Here is a 17520-nt window from a genome sequence, read left to right as displayed (position 1 = left end):
ACCCATTGCGGACGTGGAGCCGTATTTCGCGGCGACTGCCGCCGACCGTAGGTCAGAGCCAAGCTTGGCAATCGCAGGATTTAGCGATCAATCGATTGCCTCGATGCCTTGCGCCTTCAGCCGTTCGATATGGTCCTTCATCTCTTTCAGCCGCTCGGGGGAGTGGCCCTGCCACTCGGCGACCTCGCCCGTGATCCTGAGCGGCTCACGGGAGCGATAGGACTGCGTCGGATTGCCGGGAAATTTCTTGCCCGTAAGATTGGGGTCGTCCATGATCGGGCCGGTTGGCTCCACGATATAGACCCTTTCCCGTCCGTCACCAGCGGCCAGCTCTGCACCCCAGATGGCCGCATCCAGAGTGCCGGTCAGATAGACCCAGGCTGCCTGCTTTCTCGCGCCGTAATTGGAGCTGTAGCCGGCTTCTATCAGGTCTCCCGGTTTAAGGTCGACCCGGGTGCCGTGGTAGAATTGGCGTGCGTTGTCGGGGGCTGTCATCGGCTCGCTACCCATCCTCGCTGTCTCAGGCATCATGGTGCCGTGGTGCGCACTATTTCATGCACGTCACCAAATCAAGCATCTGGCCGTGCGGTTATCGGCTCCCGACACCCATTCCGGTTATCCCGCCCGATGCACGCTATCGGTCGGCTGCCGGTGCGGGTATTATCGGCGCCTGTACGTCGCTATGGTGGAAAAATGGATCTGCAAACCTTCAGGGATTCGATTGCGAAACCACAGCCGCCAGACGGTTTGAGCCCTGCCCTGCAGGCGCTGTGGTGGGATGCAAAGGGCGATTGGGCTAAGGCGCACGAGTGCGCGCAGCGGCGCGACGATACTGCGGGCATGCACGTGCATGCCTACCTCCACCGCAAGGAAGGCGACCAGTCGAATGCGGAATATTGGTATCGCCGCTGCAACGCCGCGCCATCGACCTTAAGTCTTGACGAGGAATGGGAAGAGTTGGCGCGTGCACTTTTAGGGCAAAGCTGACGCCTGCTCGGCCCCTCGCAAAATAGCCGGTCCTGCAACCACTTGCCGGGGCTTCAGCTGGCGCCCTGTGGCATGTCCCTGCCGTTCCATTCCGCAGTGCGCGCCCGCGCCTCTTCGGCGATCAGCTTGAACTCCCGCATCTTCGCAGCCTCGATGGCGAATGCGCTGCTTGGCAGGACGCCGGGGTCCTCCTGACTGTTCTGAAACTGAAAACGGGCCTCCAGCTCGGCCCATATTCGCTCGGGTGCCGTATCCTTGCTGGCAAGCAGTGCGACGACCAGCGCCAAAGTCTCGCGCTGGGCGTTCAGCCGCCCTTCGATCTCTTCATTCGGCAATTCGGACATGCGGGTCGCTTCCAGTTTCTGGCTCAACGGCAAAATCGCACCCTTGTTCCGGAATTCAGCGCCTGCGCGGTCGGGCTGAGCGGCAGATGCTCGCGATCGCTGTCGCGCTGATCTTTTCTCCTCCGTTCTATTGACTCCTCAATATATGACGTTTCATACGATGACATATCATCTAATGGAGAGGAAAAAATGAAAGTACATGCCATCCGGACCGGGTCGGTCCGCATCAAGACGGCCCAGATCGAAGGACGCGGCCATGGGCTTGCCAGCATCTTTGCCGACAGGAACTGGTCCGGCTGGTTGCCGACCTTCGCCTGGGCCATCGAGCATGACGAAGGCGTCATTGTTGTCGACACTGGACAGGCGGCGCATCTGCTGAACGGGCACGGACGCTCGCTGCATCCGTTCTTTCGCTGGGAAGTGCACTTTCGTATCGAGCCGGAAGAAGAGATCGGGCCGCAGCTGCGTGGGCATCGGGCCGCGCGACGTCAAACGGGTGGTGCTCACGCATCTGCACATGGACCACGATGCGGGCTTGGTGCATTTTCCCCATAGCCAGATACTCGCCGCCCCCAGTGAGATCGACACGGCGTCGGGTTTCATGGGAATGCTCCGCGGCTACCTGCCGCAGCGCTGGCCCGACTGGTTCAACCCCATACGGCTCGAGCTCGACGATGGACCGTTCGGCCAATTTGCGGCGAGCAAGCGCTTGACCAAAGCGGGCGACGTCGTGGCGATCGCAACTCCTGGTCACACTGCCGGTCATCTTTCGGTGCTGGTGGAGGATGGCGACGCAACGCTCTTTCTCGCCGGCGACACGTCTTACAACCAGGCACTGATGCTTGCCGGCAAGGTGGACGGCGTGGGACCCGATACAAAAATTGCCGCCGCCACCCTGCGAGCCGTCCGGCACCTCGCCGAGCAGCAGCCGACGATCTATCTGCCGACCCATGATCCGGAGAGCGCCGTGCGGCTGGCGACGCGTCAGCTGGTGACCGCCCCGGTCGAACTGGGAGCGGCGGCATGAAACCAGAAGAGGAGCTCCGATTCCTCATTCTCGGCGCCCAGCGCGAAGGCAACAGGCTGCTTACCGACTTGCTCTCGCCGCTTGGCGTCACCCCTTCCCAGGCTGAAGTCATCAGCTGCCTGAAGGCCGGCGGACCAATGTCGCTCAATGCTGTTGGCAAGCTGCTGGTCTGCGAGACCGGCAGTCCCAGCCGGCTGGTAAGCACGCTGGTCGAGCGGGCGCTCGTCGTCAGGCGGGAAAACTCCGACGATCGCCGGCAGGTGGAGCTCGAACTGACACAGGAGGGGCACCGGCTCGCCGCCGAAATCCGGCAGGTCGAATCCCGGCTTTACGGATGGCTGGGCCAGCGGCTCACGCCGAACGAGGTCACAACCGCCGTCGGGCTGCTGCGAGTTCTGGTCGCCGGAACAGCCGCCGGCAACGCAATCGCCCGGCGCGATGGGCCATCATCCGATCTCCCGAAGGAATAAGTCACAAATGTTCGACATATCAATCGAGATCGACAGGCCTGCCCAGACCGTCTTCCGTCATATCGAGGATATTGAAGCGGCTCCGGCCTGGTACTCGGCTGTGCAGTCCGTAGCCAAGCTCACGGCCGGCCCGGTCGGGCGGGTCCTCGAAAACATCGTGGAGGTCACCGAGTTCGAAGTCGATGCACTGCTGACTTTGTCCAGCTTGAGCGGGCCGACGCCATTCACCTACCGCTTTCGGCTGGCGCCGACAGGCCACAGAACGCATCTCCACCTCGAGGGTTCGATTACCGGCAAAGGGCTTCCCGGGCCGATGGCGCTTCTCGCGCCGCTCGCGTCCAGCTTCTTCGAACGCGGCATGCGAATAAATCTTGAGAGCCTGAAGCGAATTGTCGAGACTGCTCGTCCAGCAGAGTGATCCCTGAAGTTCTGTTGCAACTCTGTGCCAGCGTCTGCACGCATCGCCATTTCGCTCCTCAAGCGACCTTGGGCAAGCCTTCCAAACAAAGCCATTTATGTTTCCTGTCAGGCCAGTGGAGCGTTGCCGGGGCCGGAAAATGCGGGTCCTCCAGACAGCCGACCGAGACCGACAGCGCATCCTTCAATCCTTCTGCCCGCATGAAAACGACCGATCCGCAAATGGTGCAGAATGTCTGCTCCAACCATTGTCCCGACGACCAGGTTCTGCGCCAGAATCTGGTCTCCCCTTTCTGTCCGACGAGGGCCGCGTCGGCGTAGATGGCCCGGTACGAAAACGCCGTCCCGGTGCATCGCTGACACTCCAGCCAACTGCACGCGATGCGCCTGCCGGCGGAGCTGCGTCGCGGTCACAGGAGCCGATGCAGGAGCGAGGCCGCTAGGGCAGCCGGCAATCATGAGCGAAACCCAGGCGCTGTTGGCAGCTGACCATCTCGAGCGGACGCTATGAAACCTTCTGATTTTTAAGCCGTTATCGCCGGATGCCCGAGGCTAGATTCAAGCCGAAATCGGTTGACGCCGCCCAATTGCGCGATGCCGAGAAGTCGCGCCACGAGAAACAATCGACTGTCGAAGCCGCGTCCGAGGTCGTCGGCGAGGCCGCGCCGCCGCCGGATTTCATCGAACCCGATCCGGAGCTGACACCCGAAGAGGCCGAGCAGGCGCGCAAGAGGTACCTGCTGAAGCGTTTCTGGATCAGCGCGCGCGGTTACTGGGGCAGCATTGGCGATAGGCTCGCTTGGCCGTGCACGATCGGGCTGTTGGTCCTGATCGTCACCAATGTCGGCTTCCAGTATGGGATCAATGTCTGGAATCGCGCGATTTTCGACGCCATTGAGCAACGCAACGCCCATACCGTATATCGGCTGAGCGCCGTTTTCGTGCCGCTCGTGCTCGGAAGCACAAGCCTTGTGGTGGCACAAGTCTTCTTTCGTATGACGATACAGCGCCGCTGGCGCTCCTGGCTCACCACCGCAGTCATCGCACGTTGGCTCGCAAGCGGCCGCTACTATCAGCTGAACCTCGTCGGCGGTGACCACAGCAATCCCGAAGCCCGCATCGCCGAGGATTTGCGGATTGCCACAGAATCGCCCGTCGATTTCATTGCCGGTGTCATCGTCGCATTTCTGTCGGCCTCGACCTTCATCGTGGTGCTGTGGACGATCGGCGGCGCCTTGACCCTGCCGATTGCAGGTTCGACCGTCACCATTCCCGGCTTCCTGGTCGTCACCGCGGTAATCTATGCCGCAATCACGTCCACCTCGATGGCGGTCATCGGCCGCCATTTCGTCCACCTCTCCGAGGAAAAAAACCAGGCGGAAGCTGAGTTCCGCTACACGCTGACGCGCGTGCGGGAAAACGGCGAGAGTATCGCATTGCTCGGCGGCGAGGAGGAGGAGCGCAGCGGCATGGACAAGACATTCGCCCATGTGCTCAGGCAGTGGGCGCTCCTTGCAGGCCAGCACATGCGCACAGCGCTGGTGTCGCAGGGGTCGAGCCTGTTTGCGCCGGTCGTGCCGGTTCTGCTTTGCGCTCCAAAGTTTCTCGAAGGCAGCATGACACTTGGACAGGTAATGCAGGCTGCCTCGGCCTTTGCCATCGTGCAGGGCGCGTTCGGATGGCTGGTCGACAACTACCCCCGTCTCGCTGATTGGAATGCCTGTGCACGGCGCATCGCCTCGCTGATGATGTCGCTCGACGGGCTTGAGCGGGCGGAACAGAGCAACACCCTTGGACGCATTAAGCGCGGCGAAACCGAAGGCGATGCGATGCTTGGGCTGAACAATCTCTCCGTGTCGCTCGACGACGGTACCGCCGTGGTCAAGGAAACCGAGGTCGTGATCAAACCAGCCGAGCGGGTGCTCGTTGCCGGCGAATCCGGCTCAGGCAAGAGCACGCTGGTGCGGGCCGTCGCAGGCCTGTGGCCGTGGGGTAGCGGCAGCGTCAACATCCACGCCGACAGACGGTTGTTCATGTTGCCGCAACGGCCTTACATCCCCACCGGGACGCTTCGCCGCGCAGTCGCCTATCCAGGCGCCGCCGACAACTGGACGCTGAAAAAGATCAAGGCGGCTCTCGACAAGGTGGGACTCGATTATCTCAACGCCAAGATCGAAGAGGACGCGCCATGGGACCAGACCTTGTCGGGTGGCGAAAAGCAGCGGCTCGCCTTCGCGCGTCTTCTGCTGCACAGCCCCGATATCATAGTGCTGGATGAAGCAACCTCAGCACTTGATGAGAAGAGCCAGGACAAGATGATGGAGATGATCATTCGCGAATTGCCGAAGGTCACCATCATCAGCGTAGCGCATCGCGCCGAGCTGGAAACCTTTCATAGCCGCAAGATCACGTTGGAGCGTCGCGAGGGCGGCGCAAAGCTTGTCAGCGATATCGATCTCGTCCCGCGCAAGGGCAGACGGAACTTGCTTGTGCGCCTCCTGAGGCACCGGGGCGCCCAACCGAAAGCCAGCACGCCCTTGAGCAAAGCGGCGCTGCCCCAAACAAAGCTGCCCCAGACAAAAAAGTGAAGGCCACCGGTCGGGACCCGGCGGACCGTCGCCCGTTCGAGTCACTGCCCACATCTGGTCTTAAAAGTGCCAGCCGTGATACCTTGATGCCGTGCAGGTGTTGCTGTCGGAACGTCAGATGGCACGAGCGCATTCCATTTTCGTAGTGCAACGCCGAGGCTGGCTGTGCAAAAGCCCGGATTGACTTCAAGGCCCGGGTTGATTTCAAAAGCCCAGGTTGTTTCCAAAAGCCCAGGTTGATCAAAAGCCCAGGTTGATTCAAAAGCAAAGGGACCAGCAATGACAATCGCCAAGAACACGATCTGCCTTTGGTATGACAAGGACGCCGAGGCTGCGGCCCGCTTCTATGCCGAGACTTTCCCCGACAGCTTGGTGAAATCCGTCCACCGCGCTCCCAGCGACTACCCGTCCGGCAAGGCGGGCGACGTGCTGACGGTCGAGTTCACGGTCGCCGGCATCCCCTGCCTCGGCCTCAATGGCGGTCCCGCGTTCAAACACAACGAAGCCTTCTCCTTCCAGATCGCCACCGACGATCAGCAGGAGACCGACCGCTACTGGACCGCCATCGTCGGCAATGGCGGCCAGGAAAGTGCCTGCGGTTGGTGCAAGGACAAATGGGGCATCTCCTGGCAAATCACGCCGCGCGTTCTGACCGAGGCGATGGCTGCCGGCGGCGACGAAGCAAAGCGCGCATTCGAGGCGATGATGGAGATGAAGAAAATCGACGTTGCCGCGATCGAGGCAGCGCGGCGCGGCTGATAGTGCTGGGGTGACCCGAAGCAGAAGTCGGTGCATCACCCGGCTGAGGAGATCATCGACAAGATCAGAGCGGAGCGGCTGGGAATGCCGCCGTGCCCATCATGTCCAGGCAGGCGTGCGATGGTGTTGAACTGCGCCGAGTTTTACGACGCCGAGCTGCGACGGCACAACGAGGTCTTCAGGGCTGCCGTCAAGGCGGGAACGCGTGATCGCGTGCTCGATATCGGATGCGGCTCGGGACAATCTTCTCGCGATGCTGCCCGCGTCGCGGTGGAAGGCAGCGTGCTCGGGGTGGACGTATCGGCCGAGATGCTCGAGTTCGCCCGGAGGCGTAGCGCGGACGAGGGATTGCGAAACGTCGCCTTCGAGCGCGGCAATGCGCAATTGCTGGCGTTTCCGCCTGCCGGCTTCGATCTGTGCATCAGTCGCTTTGGCGTGATGTTCTTTGCCGATCCGGCGGCGGCGTTCGCCAATATCGGCCGGGCGATGCGACCAGGGGCACGTCTTGTGTGGATGGTATGGCAGGGCCAGGACCGCAACGAGTGGGCGACTGCCATTCAGCGGGCGATTGCGCCGGGGACCGCCATATCGGCAGCCGCCGCCACCCCGTTTTCGCTCGGTGACCCCGTCATCACCGCGGAGGTCTTGCGTGCGTCCGGTTTTGTTTCGGTCGACTTTGCCGAAGTGCATGAACCGGTTTTCTATGGCCTGGACGTCGACGCGGCTTATGACGCTTTGCTTGGCCTGCAACTGGTGAAGGATCCGCTGGCTAGCGCGGATGTGGATGTCGCTGCGGCGCTGCGGCGGTTGCGCGAACTGCTCGACGCGCGCTTGACCGCGGACGGCGTGCTTTTCGACTCGCGTGCCTGGATCATCACCGCAGTTCGGGCGAGCTGATAGTAGCGGTTTTTCGGACATTGATCTGTAGGCGAACTGTCCCCTCGGCTCGGCCTTCCCGTCACCCCATTTACGGCGTGACTTCCGAAAGCAGCCAATCCCGAAAAGCCTTGACTTTGCGCTGACGGATCGCCGCTGGCGGGTAGACGAGATAGAAGCTGGAGGGGGATTTCAGGGCGTGGCCGAAGGGCCGGACAAGTCGCCCGGCGGCAAGGTCGGCTGCAACGAGCATGGTCCGGCCGAGCACCACCCCTTCGCCTTGTGCTGCCGACTCCATGGCAAAGGTGGCAGAGTCGAAGGTAATCCCGCTCTGCGGGTCCACGCCCTCGACCCCGGCGCTTGCGAGCCAGGTCGCCCAGTCGATCGGAAAGCTGTCACGGATCAGCGTGTGATGTTTGAGATCCTGAGGCGTGCGGAGCGGATGTGCACCCTCAAGAAGCTTTGGGCTGCACACTGGAAACACCTCCTCGCCGGTCAAAAACTCTGACGTGAGCCCCGGATAATTTCCGCTGCCATAGCGGACCGCGACATCGATGCCGTCGCCGAGGAAATTGGTCAGCTTCCCGCTCGTCGAAACCCGCACATCGATGTCGCCATGCGCGCGGTGAAAGCGATAGAGGCGTGGCACCAGCCATCTCCCCGCGAAGCCATCGGAGGTACTGACGTTCAGTGTCGAGCTCGAATAGCGGGCCGTTGCTGCAGCGGTGGCGGCGGCCAACTGGTCGAGCACCTCGCGCACCGCCCGCGCATAGGGCTCGCCGACGGCGGTCAGGCTCACCGAACGCGTACCGCGCTCGAACAGCTGCACACCGAGCTGATCCTCAAGGTTCTTGATCGCCCGGCTGATGGCGCCGTGGGTGACATGAAGTTCCTCTGCCGCCTTGGAGAAACTCAACAGGCGCGCCGCGGCCTCGTAGCTCGGCAAGGTGGTGAGGGGAGGCAGCTTCCGGGGCATGATTCGATACCTGCATGTGTGAGCGTTGCTCACATACTGTCGCCGATAAGTCGTTTGTCGTCCAGACCGGAAGACGGCATGTTTGCTCACGTAATCAGTCATCCGCCGCCGCTGCAAGAGGCAAGTCTGATGTGACTGATACTCTCGCTGACGAAAGTCGCGGGGCAACCGCCCACATCCACGGAGAGCACCATGAGCGCCAAACGAGTTGAACCCATCGTCGACGTCCTGACCGGCATGGCCGGCCGCATCCTCGCCTCGAGCAGCCGGCGCCGGACCGAGCGGCTGATTGCACGCTTCTCGACCCGCCGGCTCGAAGACCTCGGGTTTGCCCGCGACTGGGACGGCTCGATCTATCGGCAGTCGGACCGCCGCTAGCCTGAACGAAAGTAACGGCGGACAGGTTCTTCGCGAAAGATCGCTGTCGCAAGGAATTAACGGAGAACGGACATGGCCACCATCCATCCATTCCTCTGGTTCAACACCGACGCCAAGGAGGCCCGCGATTTCTATCTCTCGGTCTTCAAGAACGGCAAAGTGCTCGAGACGATCGAATACACCGACTGGGTGTCCGGAACCAACAAGACGGTCCCGCATGCCACCTTCGATTTCGAGCTCGAGGGACTGCACCTTACAGCGCTCAACGCCGGGCCGCAGCCGCCCTTCAACGAGCGGCTCTCGCTCTACATCGAGACCAAGGACCAGGCCGAGACCGACTACTACTATGAGGCGCTCACCGCCGGCGGCGGCAGGGAACAACCCTGCGGCTGGCTCACTGACAAGTTCGGCGTCTATTGGCAGGTCATCCCGGAAATCCTGCCGCGGCTCAGTGCCGATCCGGATCGCGAAAAGGCCAACCGCGTCCGGCAGGCGATGTATGGGATGCGCAAGATCATCATCGCCGACCTCGAAGCCGCCTACGCCGGCAAGGCTTGACCCTCACCTACATCGCAAACGAATGGAGACCTCCCGTGACATCGCTCGTGGACAGGAAAGTCATCGTCGTCGGAGGCAGTTCCGGCATCGGTCTTGGCGTCGCGGAAGCTGCGCTCAACAGCGGAGCTAAGGTCGTGATCGTCGGGCGGTCGCACGAGAAACTGCAGGCCGCCGAACGGGCGCTCAATGCGGGTAATCGCGTGACAAGCTTGGTCGCCGACATGACCGACGAAGCGGGCGTCGCTCGCCTGTTCGACAAAGTCGGTGCGTTCGATCACCTCGTATCGACAGCCGGAACACTGCCGCCCGGCGACCCCATCGAGCGCGCCGACATGGAGGCGGTGCGGCGCTTCGTCGACAACAAGCTGATTGGCGCCGTCATGCTCGCCAAGCACGCGGTGCGCACCCTGAGGGCCGACGGCTCCATGACCTTCACGTCGGGTATCAACAAGGACAAGCCGCCGGTGCCGGGAGGCTCAGTCGTCGCGGCGATTGCCGACTCATTCAGCTACTTCGCCCGCGCCCTGGCGCTCGAACTGGGCCCGATGCGCGTCAATGTCGTGTCGCCCGGATGGGTCGACACACCGATGTGGGACATCGTTGGAGAAGCCAAATCCGGCTTCTTTGCCGACATGGCTGCCCGGTTGCCATCGAGAAAAATTCCGACCGCTGCGGACGTCGCCGCCGCCTACCTCTACCTCATGGAAAGTGACTTCACGACCGGCGAGACAATCCGCATCGATGGCGGCCATAACCTGATCTAGCCGCCATTTGCACGCCGCCTGAATGGGTTGAGGCGGCATGACCGCCAGTCCGGCGCACTCCTGCCGGAGGCGGCGAGCGCCGGCGGCGTCATACCGACGTAGCTCAATCGGGGTTTACATCGGCAGCCAGGCACCTAGTTTTAACGTTTCGCGCCGTGCACTTGAGTGCGTGGATGATCGAGGACGGGACCGTGAGCTCTGGCCGGCCCCTCAAAACCTTCCAAAAGGATGACTACCATGACACAGGCCAAGAATGGCGACACCGTGCGCATCAATTACAATGGCCGCCTCGCAGACGGCACCCAATTCGATTCTTCCGGCAACGAACCGCTGCAATTCACGCTGGGTGAAGGACAGGTGATTCCCGGTCTTGAAACCCATGTCGAGGGCATGGAGGTGGGCGCGAAAAGCACCGTGACTGTTCCCGCCGAGGCCGCCTATGGCCCCCACCGCCCCGAAGCGGTCATGACCGTTGACCGCGCCCGCGTACCAGACAACATCAACGTCGATATCGGCACTCGATTGCAGGTCAGAACCCCAGAAGGGCGCCCCATGCCGGTAACAGTCGTCGGCGTGGACGACGCCAGCGTCAAGCTCGACGGCAATCATCCGTTGGCCGGGCGGGATCTGGTGTTCGACGTTGAACTGGTCGAGATCGTTCAGGCGGCGTAGGGCACGGTCAAGGCCGTGTTGGCTATGACCTGGGGTGACGCACTTGCGCCGGAGATTTCGGCGGTGCGTCACCTGTCGGAGGAAAAGACCGCGAGCAGCGCGGCGTTCGCGGTCGGTTACGAAAGCGTGTCACAATTCACCCGGGAGCACGGTCGTCTGTTCGGTCTCGCTTGACAGCGGACTTCTCGTGACCGCAAAGTCTCATGATGCGGGCGATTGGTTGGAATAGAATTGCGCGTGTCGGGGCAATCGTGCTGATGATCGGCACAAATGTTCCTGTGCCGGCAAGTTCCGATTCGCTCCTTCTCACAAGCCCGTCCCAGCCAGCCAATGTCGGCGATGCGATGCTGGCGGCTGCCAATTATCATGATTCCGGCGACTATGATCGCGACCTTGCCGCAGTGGCGAAGCAGGCCGGCGACTGGGTCGTCAAGCGCGCGACGGAGGTGCCTCGCCCCGCACTGGTGCTCGACATCGACGAGACCGCTTTGGCCAACTGGGAAGTGATCACACGTGACAATTTCGGCCGCCCGATCAGCGGTGCCTGCGATATCGCAATCGACGGTCCCTGTGGCTGGGCCGCCTGGGACCAGCTTGCGAAGGATCCGGCCATTGACCCGGTGCTGGAGGTCTTCCGGCAGGCGCAAACGGCGAAAGTCGCGGTGTTCTTCATCACCGGACGTCCGGAGGACCAGCGTCAGGCAACCGAACAGAACCTGCAGTCGGCCGGCTATGCCGGCTATGAGCACCTTTACATGGTCCAGCCTGGGGCCAAATACGGCTCCGCCGCAGATTTCAAGGCACCCATAAGGGCCGAAATCGAAAAGGCCGGCTACACGATAATTGCCAATGTCGGCGACCAGCCATCCGACTTGTTCGGGGGGCATGCCGAGAAGCTGTTCCTGCTGCCAAATCCGTTCTATCGGGTTCGCTGACGGCCGGAACGGCACAAGCCCGGATCCCCGGCTCCTTGCCGAGCACCTACTAGGGTATCAAGACGACCTTGCCGGTCGCGCCGCGCTCGTCCAGCAGGCGATGCGCCTGACTGGCCTGGTCGAGCGGGAAGCGACCGCCGTTGGTCACTTTAAGCTCACCATTTGCCGCCAGATTGAAGAGCCCCGACAGGCCGTCACGGAGCACGTCTGGAGAAAGCAGCGGCAGCAGTGCAAAACCCCTCAGCGACTGGTTGCGGCCGATCATCGCCTCCATCTCCGGGGCGCCGAGCGCGTATCTGCCAAGTGCGGCAAACGCCAGCTCTCCGCGAGGTGCCAGAGCCTCCAGCGCAACCGCCGTCAGCGGGCCGCCGACAATGTCGTAGACGATGTCGACGCCGGCGCCGCCGGCCGCTACCCGGATGCGCTCTGGCCAGTCCGTTTTGCTGTAGTCGACGGCAACGTCGGCCCCCAGCGACAAAGCAAGATCGAGCTTGGCCTTGCTGCCGGCAGCCGCGATGACATTGCTCGCCCCTGCCCGCTTCGCAAGCTGGACAAGCAACGAACCGACGCCGCCCGCGGCAGCGGCGACCAGCACCGATTTGCCGGCCGGCGGGCTTTGCCGCGACAGATGCAACGCCGTCAGTCCTTGCACCATCAATGCCGTCGAGGCTTCGAACGAGAGCGCATCCGGCAAGGGCACGGCCAGGCTTGCGTCAATCGTCACATAATCGGCATAGCCGCCTAACGGGCGGCTCGAGGCGAACAACGGCGCGGCGACGCGCGTGCCGAGCAAGGAAGCATCCACCCCATGCCCGAGCGCCTCCACGATCCCGGCGGCCTCGACGCCAAGGATCATCGGCAGTTGCGGCGTCACCGCGTAGCGATCTGCGCGCATCAGCACTTCGAAGAAATTCACCCCGGCCGCACGAACGCGGACCAGGACCTCGCCGGCTTGCGGCTCGGGCTTCGGCACCTCAACCATTTCGAGAACGTCAGGGTCGCCGAAACGGTTCAGTTGAATGGCTCTCATCACATGCACCGATCGTTATTGGCATCGGCCGCTGTTTGCCACTATCTGCCTGGCTTCGACCACACACCGATTTGTCCGCCGCTGACCGGGAGGTGACCATGGCCAAGCTGATCAAGAGACTGCCGATGCTGCCGGCCGAGCGCGCGCTGAAAGTGATTTCGGGCCGCTGGAAGGCGATCATCCTCTACCATCTCTTCGACGGGCCGCGGCGGCTGTCGGCGCTGCAAGGATTGATGCCCAATATCACGCAGAAAGTGCTGATCCAGCAGCTTCGCGACATGGAAGAGCACGGCCTCGTTCGCCGCGAGATCTTTGCCGAGATCCCCTCGCGCGTGGAATATTCGGCGACGCGGCTCGGCCTCAGCCTCGAGCCCATCCTGCTGGCACTTTGCCAGTGGGGTCAGCACCACGCCGACGAGTTGAATGAGATGGACCGCCTTGCCGATTGCATCATCAGGCCAAGGCAAGCGCAGGACGCGCATGCCGTCTGAAAAAAACGGGCGGCGCATGCGCCGCCCTGAATCCTTGGGAGAATTAATCCTTGGGAGGATTGTTCGAACCTGCGCTCAGGCCGCCTTGACTTCCTCGGCGACGGCATCGGCCTGACGCGCCGTCTTCAGTACCCTGGCCCACCATGCAATGTCGTTGACGAGCGCGGTTGCCGCCTGGTTGAGGTGCTCGAATTCATCGAGCTTCTTCTCACCTTGCTTGACGGCAAGGAAATCGGCCCAGGCGATGTGGACGGCGGACTTCACCGGCGCCATCTGCAACTCGACCGCATGCAGCCTCAGCTGCTCGACCGCACGCGCGCCACCAACGCTGCCATAGCCGACGAAGCCGGTCGCCTTCTTGTTCCACTCGTTGGCGGCGTAGTCGATGGCGTTCTTCAGCACGGCCGTCGGGCCATGATTGTATTCGGCGGCGGTGAAGATGAAGCCGTCGAATCCGGCGACCTTCTTTTGCCAGCGCTGCGCCACTTCGTTCTGCGACGGCGCCCAGGCGGAGGATGCGACCTCATCGAAGAACGGCAGCGGGAAATCGCGCAGGTCGACGACTTCGACATCGATGTCGGCATGCGACCTGGCGATCTTGGCAATCCATTGGGCCGGGACGTCGGCAAAGCGCGCGGCGCGGGTCGAACCAATGACGATGGCGATTTTGGGTTTTGACATAGAGGGGCTCTCCTTACAGGAATACTGGTATCGTTTAGATACCTGCGCTATATGAGTAACTGGCCGCTCAATGTGCAAGGAGGCACTTTTTTGTTACCAAGGCACCCGCACCGCACCGAGGACTGCCGCGCCATCTCGGAAATCCTGCAGCGCGTCGGCGACAAATGGACCGTGCTCGTCGTCGGCAAGCTCGGCGACGGGCCGCTGCGTTTCAACGAGCTGCGCAGCGCGGTCGGCGGCATTTCACAGAAGATGCTGACCACCACTTTGCGCGGGCTCGAGCGCGACGGCTTCGTCACGCGCACCGTGTTCCCGACCATCCCGCCGCGGGTCGACTACGAATTGACCGACCTTGGCTACGAGCTTCTGGTGCCGGTCGGTGCACTCGGCGAATGGGCGCGCAAGAACACCGAGCGTGTCAAGGTCGCGCGCGAAAAATTCGACGCCATGCACAGCTGAGCCCTTGCGCTGCAAGGGTTTGAACCTGACGGGGATCCTCCGGATGAGCCCTACTGCTGTAATTGCATCTTGCTCTTCGGCAGCTTCTCGATCCGGTTCCATTTCGGGTTGGGACTGACCACCTTGCCGCCAATCGTGCAGGTCGTGGTCGTCTCCTTCCGGCAATTGCTCACCGTCGTACCGCTGGTGTCGCATTTCGTCGCCGAGCAGATCTCGCACTTGGCCGCCTGCCCGTTGATGGTGCGGTTTTCCGACGTGCAGGTGGCGCCTGGATCGCCTTTTTTGACCTCGGCAAAAGCGCTTGCGGACGACAGGCAGAGCAAGGCTGCAAACGCACCGGCCAGGGCAGCGTTCAGCATGTGTTGACGCATTGTCTTTCCTCCCAAGATCCCGTCGCTCGCGCTGCAGGCGCGCATGCGGGAACCCGTTGGTCAAAGACCACGCCGCATCGCTGCCCGCATCCCCCGCGCGGGAGAGACGGCTGTTTAAATCCATCTTCTGGAATCAGGCCGGTCAGCCTTCCGCGGGAACCGCCTTCGGCTTGCCTTCGCCGTCCAGCGCCACCATGACGAAGTCGGCATGGGTGACCTTCTCCATCAGGTCGGAGAGATAGCGCTGCGCCCAGGCCTCGACCTTGAGCGTCATCGAGGTGCGGCCGACGCGTTCGACATGCGTGTAGATGCACAGCGTGTCGCCAATCTTCATCGGCTTGGCGAAGGACATTTCCTTCACCGCCGCCGTCACCACGCGGCCCTTGGCGCGCTCGGCGGCGCGGATGCCGCAGGCGAGATCCATCTGCGCCATCACCCAGCCGCCAAAAATATCGCCCGCTGCATTGGCGTCGGAAGGCATGGCCAGCGTCCTGAGCGTCAGATCGCCGATCGGCCGCCCGTCCGCGTAATGCACCATTTGGCCAATCCTCTCGAAGCCGATCGTCCGATCCCGTATCGTCATGGCACGGACAGGTCAACGCCACTGAATAGTGTCGCGGCCTGACGTTCGGCGATGCACTCTATGGCCGAGGTGAGAAAGCTGGCGCGCCCGAGCGCTTACCAATAGGTGCGCTTTACAAAGCGGGCCACGGCGTCGGGACGTAGGCGTAGGCGTTGCCTTCGCGGATCACATGACCGATGCCTGGGAAGGGCAGGTGCATGCCTGCGACGAGCAGGCCATCCGCTGACACCATGTCGAGCACCTTCTTGCGTGTGGCGATTGCGGCCTCCTGGTCCACGTCGAAGGCGATTGCCCATTCCGGATGCGCAAATTGCAGCGCGGAGGCGTGGATTACGTCAGTGAAGAGCAGCAGGTTGGCATCACCAGAGCCAATCCGAAGCGCGAGATGCCCCGGCGTATGTCCGGGCGCAGGCAATGCCCTGATTCCGGGCGCGATCTCGACCTCGCCTTCGATCTTCCTGACTTTGCCATCGTAAGGCACCAGCGATTTGCGCGCTATTTCGAAGTACGGCTTCATCTGGTCGGGCGCCTTGGATAGGATCCCGTCATCGTGCCAGAAAGCGAATTCCGGCGCGGCAACCACGACCTCCGCTGCCGGGAAGGCGGCCTTGCCGCCAATCCCGACAAGGCCGTTGGCATGGTCGGGATGGAGGTGGGTGATGATTACCCTGTCGATTTCTTCCGGCCTGACGCCGGCGGCTGCGAGCGCCTCAGGTATATGTCCCAGTATAGGCCCCATCGCCGATGCCGTGCCGGTATCGATCAGCACCCGCCTGTCGCCCCTGGTGACAAGGTAAGCGTTGACCGAGGTCGGGAGTGCCTTTGGCAGGAATGCCTTTGCCAGGAGCGCTTCAGCGGCAGCCGGATCGGCGGAAGGGAAGAGTTCGAGGCCAAGATTGAGGTAGCCGTCGCTCAGCGCAGTAATCTCGAGGTCGCCGAGCATAAACCTGTGGGCGCTCGCAAGCGAAGCCGGAGACGGGGCGGCGATAGCCGCAGCGTTGCTCGCAAAGAGGTTGATAGGGGAAAGTAGCAGGGCGCTGGCACTAAAGGCGCCAAGGCCGAACGTTCGACGGTCGATATTCATGGTCTTGTCCTTCGAATGTGCAGATGAAACTAGTCGCAGGCTACGGGGTCGCCGCCAGGGCAGATGCCGACCCCTCGGACCACTCTTCGAGCGGGGTCGGCGCGGGTCATGGCGAACTCCTTGCGACATCAATAATGCGCCTCACAAGCAGCTGGAATAGCGACGGGATGCAGTTCACTGCTGCAAATTATGCAGCAATCAATTTAGGCGGGTAAGGCCGCTCGTTTGGCCGTCCGCTGAACGGCCTGGCCGAGCCCCGGCTTTGCCTACTGGACAGGCTTCCGAGGCTCGAGCGCTCGACGCAACGTCGGCGCCTCTTGCTCGATATGATCCCACAGACGGTTGGAGATCGGCCCGTGCGGCCGGTCGCGGCGCGCCACCGCGAACTCCTCGGTACGGCCTGGCAGATGACGGCCGGACGCTCCACGCGAACGCAAGGAATGGCCGGATTGCTGGACTAGCCGGACGTTGAATGTGGATCAATTCGGGCTGAAAAGAAGCAAAGTTCTGGCTCCATGACGGCGGCAGAGCCGATGGTCCCGCCAGCGCAATTCCTTTCCCTGCCCGTTTCGGACCGACGCTTTTCAGAACGCGAAATCCGCGGACTGAACGACATCGGCTGGGAGCCAGGTTTCATGAACCTGCAAGATCTCGTGCCCGCGGCTGTAGCCGCGATCGCGGACCACCATCGTCGTGACCCGGCCATTGTTCGGTTCATCGGAGTCCTTCGCGTCGCGTTGCCATTCGTGGTAGTTCACGACCGCCAGGTCGGCGCTTTGATGGCTGATCCGGATGTCGCGTATTTTGATACGGAAGGCCGGATTCGATCCGTAGATGCTCTTCATGTAACCTGCGAAGTCTTTTTTCCCGAACGCCCTGCCGCCTGGCATGATGGCGACCAGATCGTCGCTGATCCGGTCGAGCGCGTTCTTCTTGAACGTCGCGTCGTCGCCAGGGCATCGGCCCGCCACCCAGTCGGTGAAGAATTCGTGGATGTCGTGGATCGTCGCCTCGATTTCCTTCGTTTGAAGGGACATTTTTTCCTCCTGTCTCAAGATGATGCTGGATCA

Annotated in this window: 26 protein-coding genes and 1 pseudogene; 15 read left to right on the top strand and 12 right to left on the bottom strand. The window is 62.2% G+C overall.

The window, feature by feature from the left end:
- Positions 1-87 precede the first annotated feature (87 nt).
- A complete protein-coding gene (arr, locus tag NKI01_RS15760; protein ID WP_502895871.1) occupies positions 88-495 on the bottom strand; it encodes an NAD(+)--rifampin ADP-ribosyltransferase in 408 nt (135 codons plus the stop codon).
- Between the two features lie 198 nt (positions 496-693).
- Here arr and NKI01_RS15755 point away from each other — a divergent pair, with 198 nt between their 5' ends.
- The gene (locus NKI01_RS15755; RefSeq protein ID WP_352494911.1) at positions 694-987 is read left to right on the top strand and encodes a hypothetical protein; all 294 of its coding nucleotides are present in this window, start codon (positions 694-696) and stop codon (positions 985-987) included.
- A gap of 53 nt (positions 988-1040) precedes the next feature.
- Here the strand turns inward: NKI01_RS15755 and NKI01_RS15750 are convergent, their stop codons facing one another.
- Positions 1041-1331, bottom strand: a complete 291-nt coding sequence (locus tag NKI01_RS15750; protein WP_352494910.1) for a hypothetical protein — start codon at positions 1329-1331, stop codon at positions 1041-1043.
- A gap of 168 nt (positions 1332-1499) precedes the next feature.
- Positions 1500-1805: a hypothetical protein gene (locus NKI01_RS15745; RefSeq protein ID WP_352963826.1), complete on the bottom strand. Its 306-nt coding sequence runs from the start codon at positions 1803-1805 to the stop codon at positions 1500-1502.
- Between NKI01_RS15745 and NKI01_RS15740 the strand changes: the two genes are divergently transcribed.
- Genes NKI01_RS15740 through NKI01_RS15730 form a run of 3 tightly spaced genes read left to right on the top strand, consistent with a single transcriptional unit; the run spans position 1798 to position 3246 of the window.
- Complete coding sequence (locus tag NKI01_RS15740) at positions 1798-2358, top strand: MBL fold metallo-hydrolase (protein WP_352963823.1); 561 nt, start codon at positions 1798-1800, stop codon at positions 2356-2358. The genes NKI01_RS15745 and NKI01_RS15740 overlap by 8 nt on opposite strands.
- The gene (locus NKI01_RS15735) at positions 2355-2828 is read left to right on the top strand and encodes a MarR family winged helix-turn-helix transcriptional regulator (RefSeq protein ID WP_023719127.1); all 474 of its coding nucleotides are present in this window, start codon (positions 2355-2357) and stop codon (positions 2826-2828) included. The genes NKI01_RS15740 and NKI01_RS15735 overlap by 4 nt, the downstream gene beginning before the upstream one ends.
- Before the next feature lie 7 nt (positions 2829-2835).
- The gene (locus NKI01_RS15730; RefSeq protein ID WP_023719128.1) at positions 2836-3246 is read left to right on the top strand and encodes an SRPBCC family protein; all 411 of its coding nucleotides are present in this window, start codon (positions 2836-2838) and stop codon (positions 3244-3246) included.
- Positions 3247-3304: 58 nt separating this feature from the next.
- On the opposite strand, the gene NKI01_RS15725 is transcribed toward NKI01_RS15730, so the two are convergent.
- Positions 3305-3628, bottom strand: coding sequence for a GFA family protein (locus NKI01_RS15725; RefSeq protein WP_084642673.1), 324 nt, complete (start codon positions 3626-3628; stop codon positions 3305-3307).
- 159 nt (positions 3629-3787) lie between these two features.
- Between NKI01_RS15725 and NKI01_RS15720 the strand changes: the two genes are divergently transcribed.
- Positions 3788-5833: an ABC transporter ATP-binding protein/permease gene (locus NKI01_RS15720; protein ID WP_352856867.1), complete on the top strand. Its 2046-nt coding sequence runs from the start codon at positions 3788-3790 to the stop codon at positions 5831-5833.
- 41 nt (positions 5834-5874) lie between these two features.
- Here NKI01_RS15720 and NKI01_RS15715 read toward each other — a convergent pair whose 3' ends face one another.
- Positions 5875-6126, bottom strand: coding sequence for a hypothetical protein (locus NKI01_RS15715; RefSeq protein ID WP_156948077.1), 252 nt, complete (start codon positions 6124-6126; stop codon positions 5875-5877).
- Here NKI01_RS15715 and NKI01_RS15710 point away from each other — a divergent pair.
- Positions 6119-6592, top strand: a complete 474-nt coding sequence (locus NKI01_RS15710) for a VOC family protein (protein ID WP_352846771.1) — start codon at positions 6119-6121, stop codon at positions 6590-6592. The two genes, NKI01_RS15715 and NKI01_RS15710, sit on opposite strands and share 8 nt — an antisense overlap.
- Before the next feature lie 120 nt (positions 6593-6712).
- Positions 6713-7489 (top strand): class I SAM-dependent methyltransferase, encoded by a 777-nt coding sequence (locus tag NKI01_RS15705; protein ID WP_023719131.1) that lies wholly within the window; start codon positions 6713-6715, stop codon positions 7487-7489.
- 70 nt (positions 7490-7559) lie between these two features.
- On the opposite strand, the gene NKI01_RS15700 is transcribed toward NKI01_RS15705, so the two are convergent.
- Complete coding sequence (locus tag NKI01_RS15700) at positions 7560-8444, bottom strand: transcriptional regulator GcvA (RefSeq protein ID WP_352494906.1); 885 nt, start codon at positions 8442-8444, stop codon at positions 7560-7562.
- 192 nt (positions 8445-8636) lie between these two features.
- Between NKI01_RS15700 and NKI01_RS15695 the strand changes: the two genes are divergently transcribed.
- From NKI01_RS15695 to NKI01_RS15670, 6 genes and pseudogenes are all read left to right on the top strand, one after another.
- Positions 8637-8822 (top strand): DUF1127 domain-containing protein, encoded by a 186-nt coding sequence (locus NKI01_RS15695; RefSeq protein ID WP_352483125.1) that lies wholly within the window; start codon positions 8637-8639, stop codon positions 8820-8822.
- A gap of 72 nt (positions 8823-8894) precedes the next feature.
- A complete protein-coding gene (locus tag NKI01_RS15690) occupies positions 8895-9380 on the top strand; it encodes a VOC family protein (protein ID WP_352483124.1) in 486 nt (161 codons plus the stop codon).
- Positions 9377-10144 carry an SDR family oxidoreductase gene (locus NKI01_RS15685; RefSeq protein WP_352963819.1) on the top strand — a complete coding sequence of 256 codons (768 nt, stop codon included), beginning with the start codon at positions 9377-9379 and terminating at the stop codon, positions 10142-10144. The genes NKI01_RS15690 and NKI01_RS15685 overlap by 4 nt, the downstream gene beginning before the upstream one ends.
- Positions 10145-10381: 237 nt before the next feature.
- Positions 10382-10816: an FKBP-type peptidyl-prolyl cis-trans isomerase gene (locus tag NKI01_RS15680; RefSeq protein WP_023719136.1), complete on the top strand. Its 435-nt coding sequence runs from the start codon at positions 10382-10384 to the stop codon at positions 10814-10816.
- 90 nt (positions 10817-10906) lie between these two features.
- A pseudogene (locus NKI01_RS15675) lies at positions 10907-10990 on the top strand (helix-turn-helix domain-containing protein); the annotation flags it as partial.
- 83 nt (positions 10991-11073) lie between these two features.
- Positions 11074-11751: an HAD family acid phosphatase gene (locus NKI01_RS15670; protein WP_352963817.1), complete on the top strand. Its 678-nt coding sequence runs from the start codon at positions 11074-11076 to the stop codon at positions 11749-11751.
- Between the two features lie 49 nt (positions 11752-11800).
- Here the strand turns inward: NKI01_RS15670 and NKI01_RS15665 are convergent, their stop codons facing one another.
- The gene (locus NKI01_RS15665) at positions 11801-12781 is read right to left on the bottom strand and encodes a quinone oxidoreductase family protein (RefSeq protein ID WP_352963814.1); all 981 of its coding nucleotides are present in this window, start codon (positions 12779-12781) and stop codon (positions 11801-11803) included.
- A gap of 98 nt (positions 12782-12879) precedes the next feature.
- Here NKI01_RS15665 and NKI01_RS15660 point away from each other — a divergent pair, with 98 nt between their 5' ends.
- Entirely contained in the window at positions 12880-13272 is a 393-nt protein-coding gene (locus NKI01_RS15660; protein WP_352483120.1) for a winged helix-turn-helix transcriptional regulator, read from the top strand.
- A 75-nt stretch (positions 13273-13347) separates the two neighbouring features.
- Here the strand turns inward: NKI01_RS15660 and NKI01_RS15655 are convergent, their stop codons facing one another.
- On the bottom strand, positions 13348-13953 hold the full coding sequence (locus tag NKI01_RS15655) for an NADPH-dependent FMN reductase (protein ID WP_352963811.1): 606 nt from the start codon (positions 13951-13953) through the stop codon (positions 13348-13350).
- Positions 13954-14043: 90 nt separating this feature from the next.
- Here NKI01_RS15655 and NKI01_RS15650 point away from each other — a divergent pair, with 90 nt between their 5' ends.
- Positions 14044-14412 carry a winged helix-turn-helix transcriptional regulator gene (locus NKI01_RS15650; protein ID WP_352494900.1) on the top strand — a complete coding sequence of 123 codons (369 nt, stop codon included), beginning with the start codon at positions 14044-14046 and terminating at the stop codon, positions 14410-14412.
- A 50-nt stretch (positions 14413-14462) separates the two neighbouring features.
- On the opposite strand, the gene NKI01_RS15645 is transcribed toward NKI01_RS15650, so the two are convergent.
- The 4 genes from NKI01_RS15645 to NKI01_RS15630 form a co-directional block, all read right to left on the bottom strand.
- The gene (locus tag NKI01_RS15645; protein WP_023719143.1) at positions 14463-14783 is read right to left on the bottom strand and encodes a hypothetical protein; all 321 of its coding nucleotides are present in this window, start codon (positions 14781-14783) and stop codon (positions 14463-14465) included.
- A 142-nt stretch (positions 14784-14925) separates the two neighbouring features.
- Positions 14926-15321, bottom strand: a complete 396-nt coding sequence (locus NKI01_RS15640) for an acyl-CoA thioesterase (protein ID WP_023678380.1) — start codon at positions 15319-15321, stop codon at positions 14926-14928.
- Between the two features lie 157 nt (positions 15322-15478).
- Entirely contained in the window at positions 15479-16450 is a 972-nt protein-coding gene (locus tag NKI01_RS15635; protein ID WP_352963808.1) for an MBL fold metallo-hydrolase, read from the bottom strand.
- 584 nt (positions 16451-17034) lie between these two features.
- A complete protein-coding gene (locus NKI01_RS15630) occupies positions 17035-17487 on the bottom strand; it encodes a nuclear transport factor 2 family protein (protein WP_352963805.1) in 453 nt (150 codons plus the stop codon).
- Between the last annotated feature and the right edge of the window lie 33 nt (positions 17488-17520).

This window comes from Mesorhizobium sp. M0815, assembly GCF_040319995.1.
In the GTDB taxonomy this organism is placed as follows: Bacteria; Pseudomonadota; Alphaproteobacteria; order Rhizobiales; family Rhizobiaceae; genus Mesorhizobium.
Note: the sequence above shows the minus strand (reverse complement) of the source record. Positions and strands in the feature narration are given on the sequence as shown.

Coding starts and splice junctions, on each gene's coding strand:
- NKI01_RS15750 (WP_352494910.1), bottom strand. CDS start 1,331: ATGTCCGAATTGCCGAATGAAGAGATCGAAGGGCGGCTGAACGCCCAG.
- NKI01_RS15655 (WP_352963811.1), bottom strand. CDS start 13,953: ATGTCAAAACCCAAAATCGCCATCGTCATTGGTTCGACCCGCGCCGCG.
- NKI01_RS15660 (WP_352483120.1), top strand. CDS start 12,880: ATGGCCAAGCTGATCAAGAGACTGCCGATGCTGCCGGCCGAGCGCGCG.
- NKI01_RS15705 (WP_023719131.1), top strand. CDS start 6,713: ATGGTGTTGAACTGCGCCGAGTTTTACGACGCCGAGCTGCGACGGCAC.
- arr (WP_502895871.1), bottom strand. CDS start 495: ATGACAGCCCCCGACAACGCACGCCAATTCTACCACGGCACCCGGGTC.
- NKI01_RS15730 (WP_023719128.1), top strand. CDS start 2,836: ATGTTCGACATATCAATCGAGATCGACAGGCCTGCCCAGACCGTCTTC.
- NKI01_RS15635 (WP_352963808.1), bottom strand. CDS start 16,450: ATGAATATCGACCGTCGAACGTTCGGCCTTGGCGCCTTTAGTGCCAGC.
- NKI01_RS15695 (WP_352483125.1), top strand. CDS start 8,637: ATGAGCGCCAAACGAGTTGAACCCATCGTCGACGTCCTGACCGGCATG.
- NKI01_RS15735 (WP_023719127.1), top strand. CDS start 2,355: ATGAAACCAGAAGAGGAGCTCCGATTCCTCATTCTCGGCGCCCAGCGC.
- NKI01_RS15645 (WP_023719143.1), bottom strand. CDS start 14,783: ATGCGTCAACACATGCTGAACGCTGCCCTGGCCGGTGCGTTTGCAGCC.
- NKI01_RS15755 (WP_352494911.1), top strand. CDS start 694: ATGGATCTGCAAACCTTCAGGGATTCGATTGCGAAACCACAGCCGCCA.
- NKI01_RS15670 (WP_352963817.1), top strand. CDS start 11,074: ATGATCGGCACAAATGTTCCTGTGCCGGCAAGTTCCGATTCGCTCCTT.
- NKI01_RS15630 (WP_352963805.1), bottom strand. CDS start 17,487: ATGTCCCTTCAAACGAAGGAAATCGAGGCGACGATCCACGACATCCAC.
- NKI01_RS15690 (WP_352483124.1), top strand. CDS start 8,895: ATGGCCACCATCCATCCATTCCTCTGGTTCAACACCGACGCCAAGGAG.
- NKI01_RS15640 (WP_023678380.1), bottom strand. CDS start 15,321: ATGGTGCATTACGCGGACGGGCGGCCGATCGGCGATCTGACGCTCAGG.
- NKI01_RS15745 (WP_352963826.1), bottom strand. CDS start 1,805: ATGCCCACGCAGCTGCGGCCCGATCTCTTCTTCCGGCTCGATACGAAA.
- NKI01_RS15700 (WP_352494906.1), bottom strand. CDS start 8,444: ATGCCCCGGAAGCTGCCTCCCCTCACCACCTTGCCGAGCTACGAGGCC.
- NKI01_RS15720 (WP_352856867.1), top strand. CDS start 3,788: ATGCCCGAGGCTAGATTCAAGCCGAAATCGGTTGACGCCGCCCAATTG.
- NKI01_RS15680 (WP_023719136.1), top strand. CDS start 10,382: ATGACACAGGCCAAGAATGGCGACACCGTGCGCATCAATTACAATGGC.
- NKI01_RS15665 (WP_352963814.1), bottom strand. CDS start 12,781: ATGAGAGCCATTCAACTGAACCGTTTCGGCGACCCTGACGTTCTCGAA.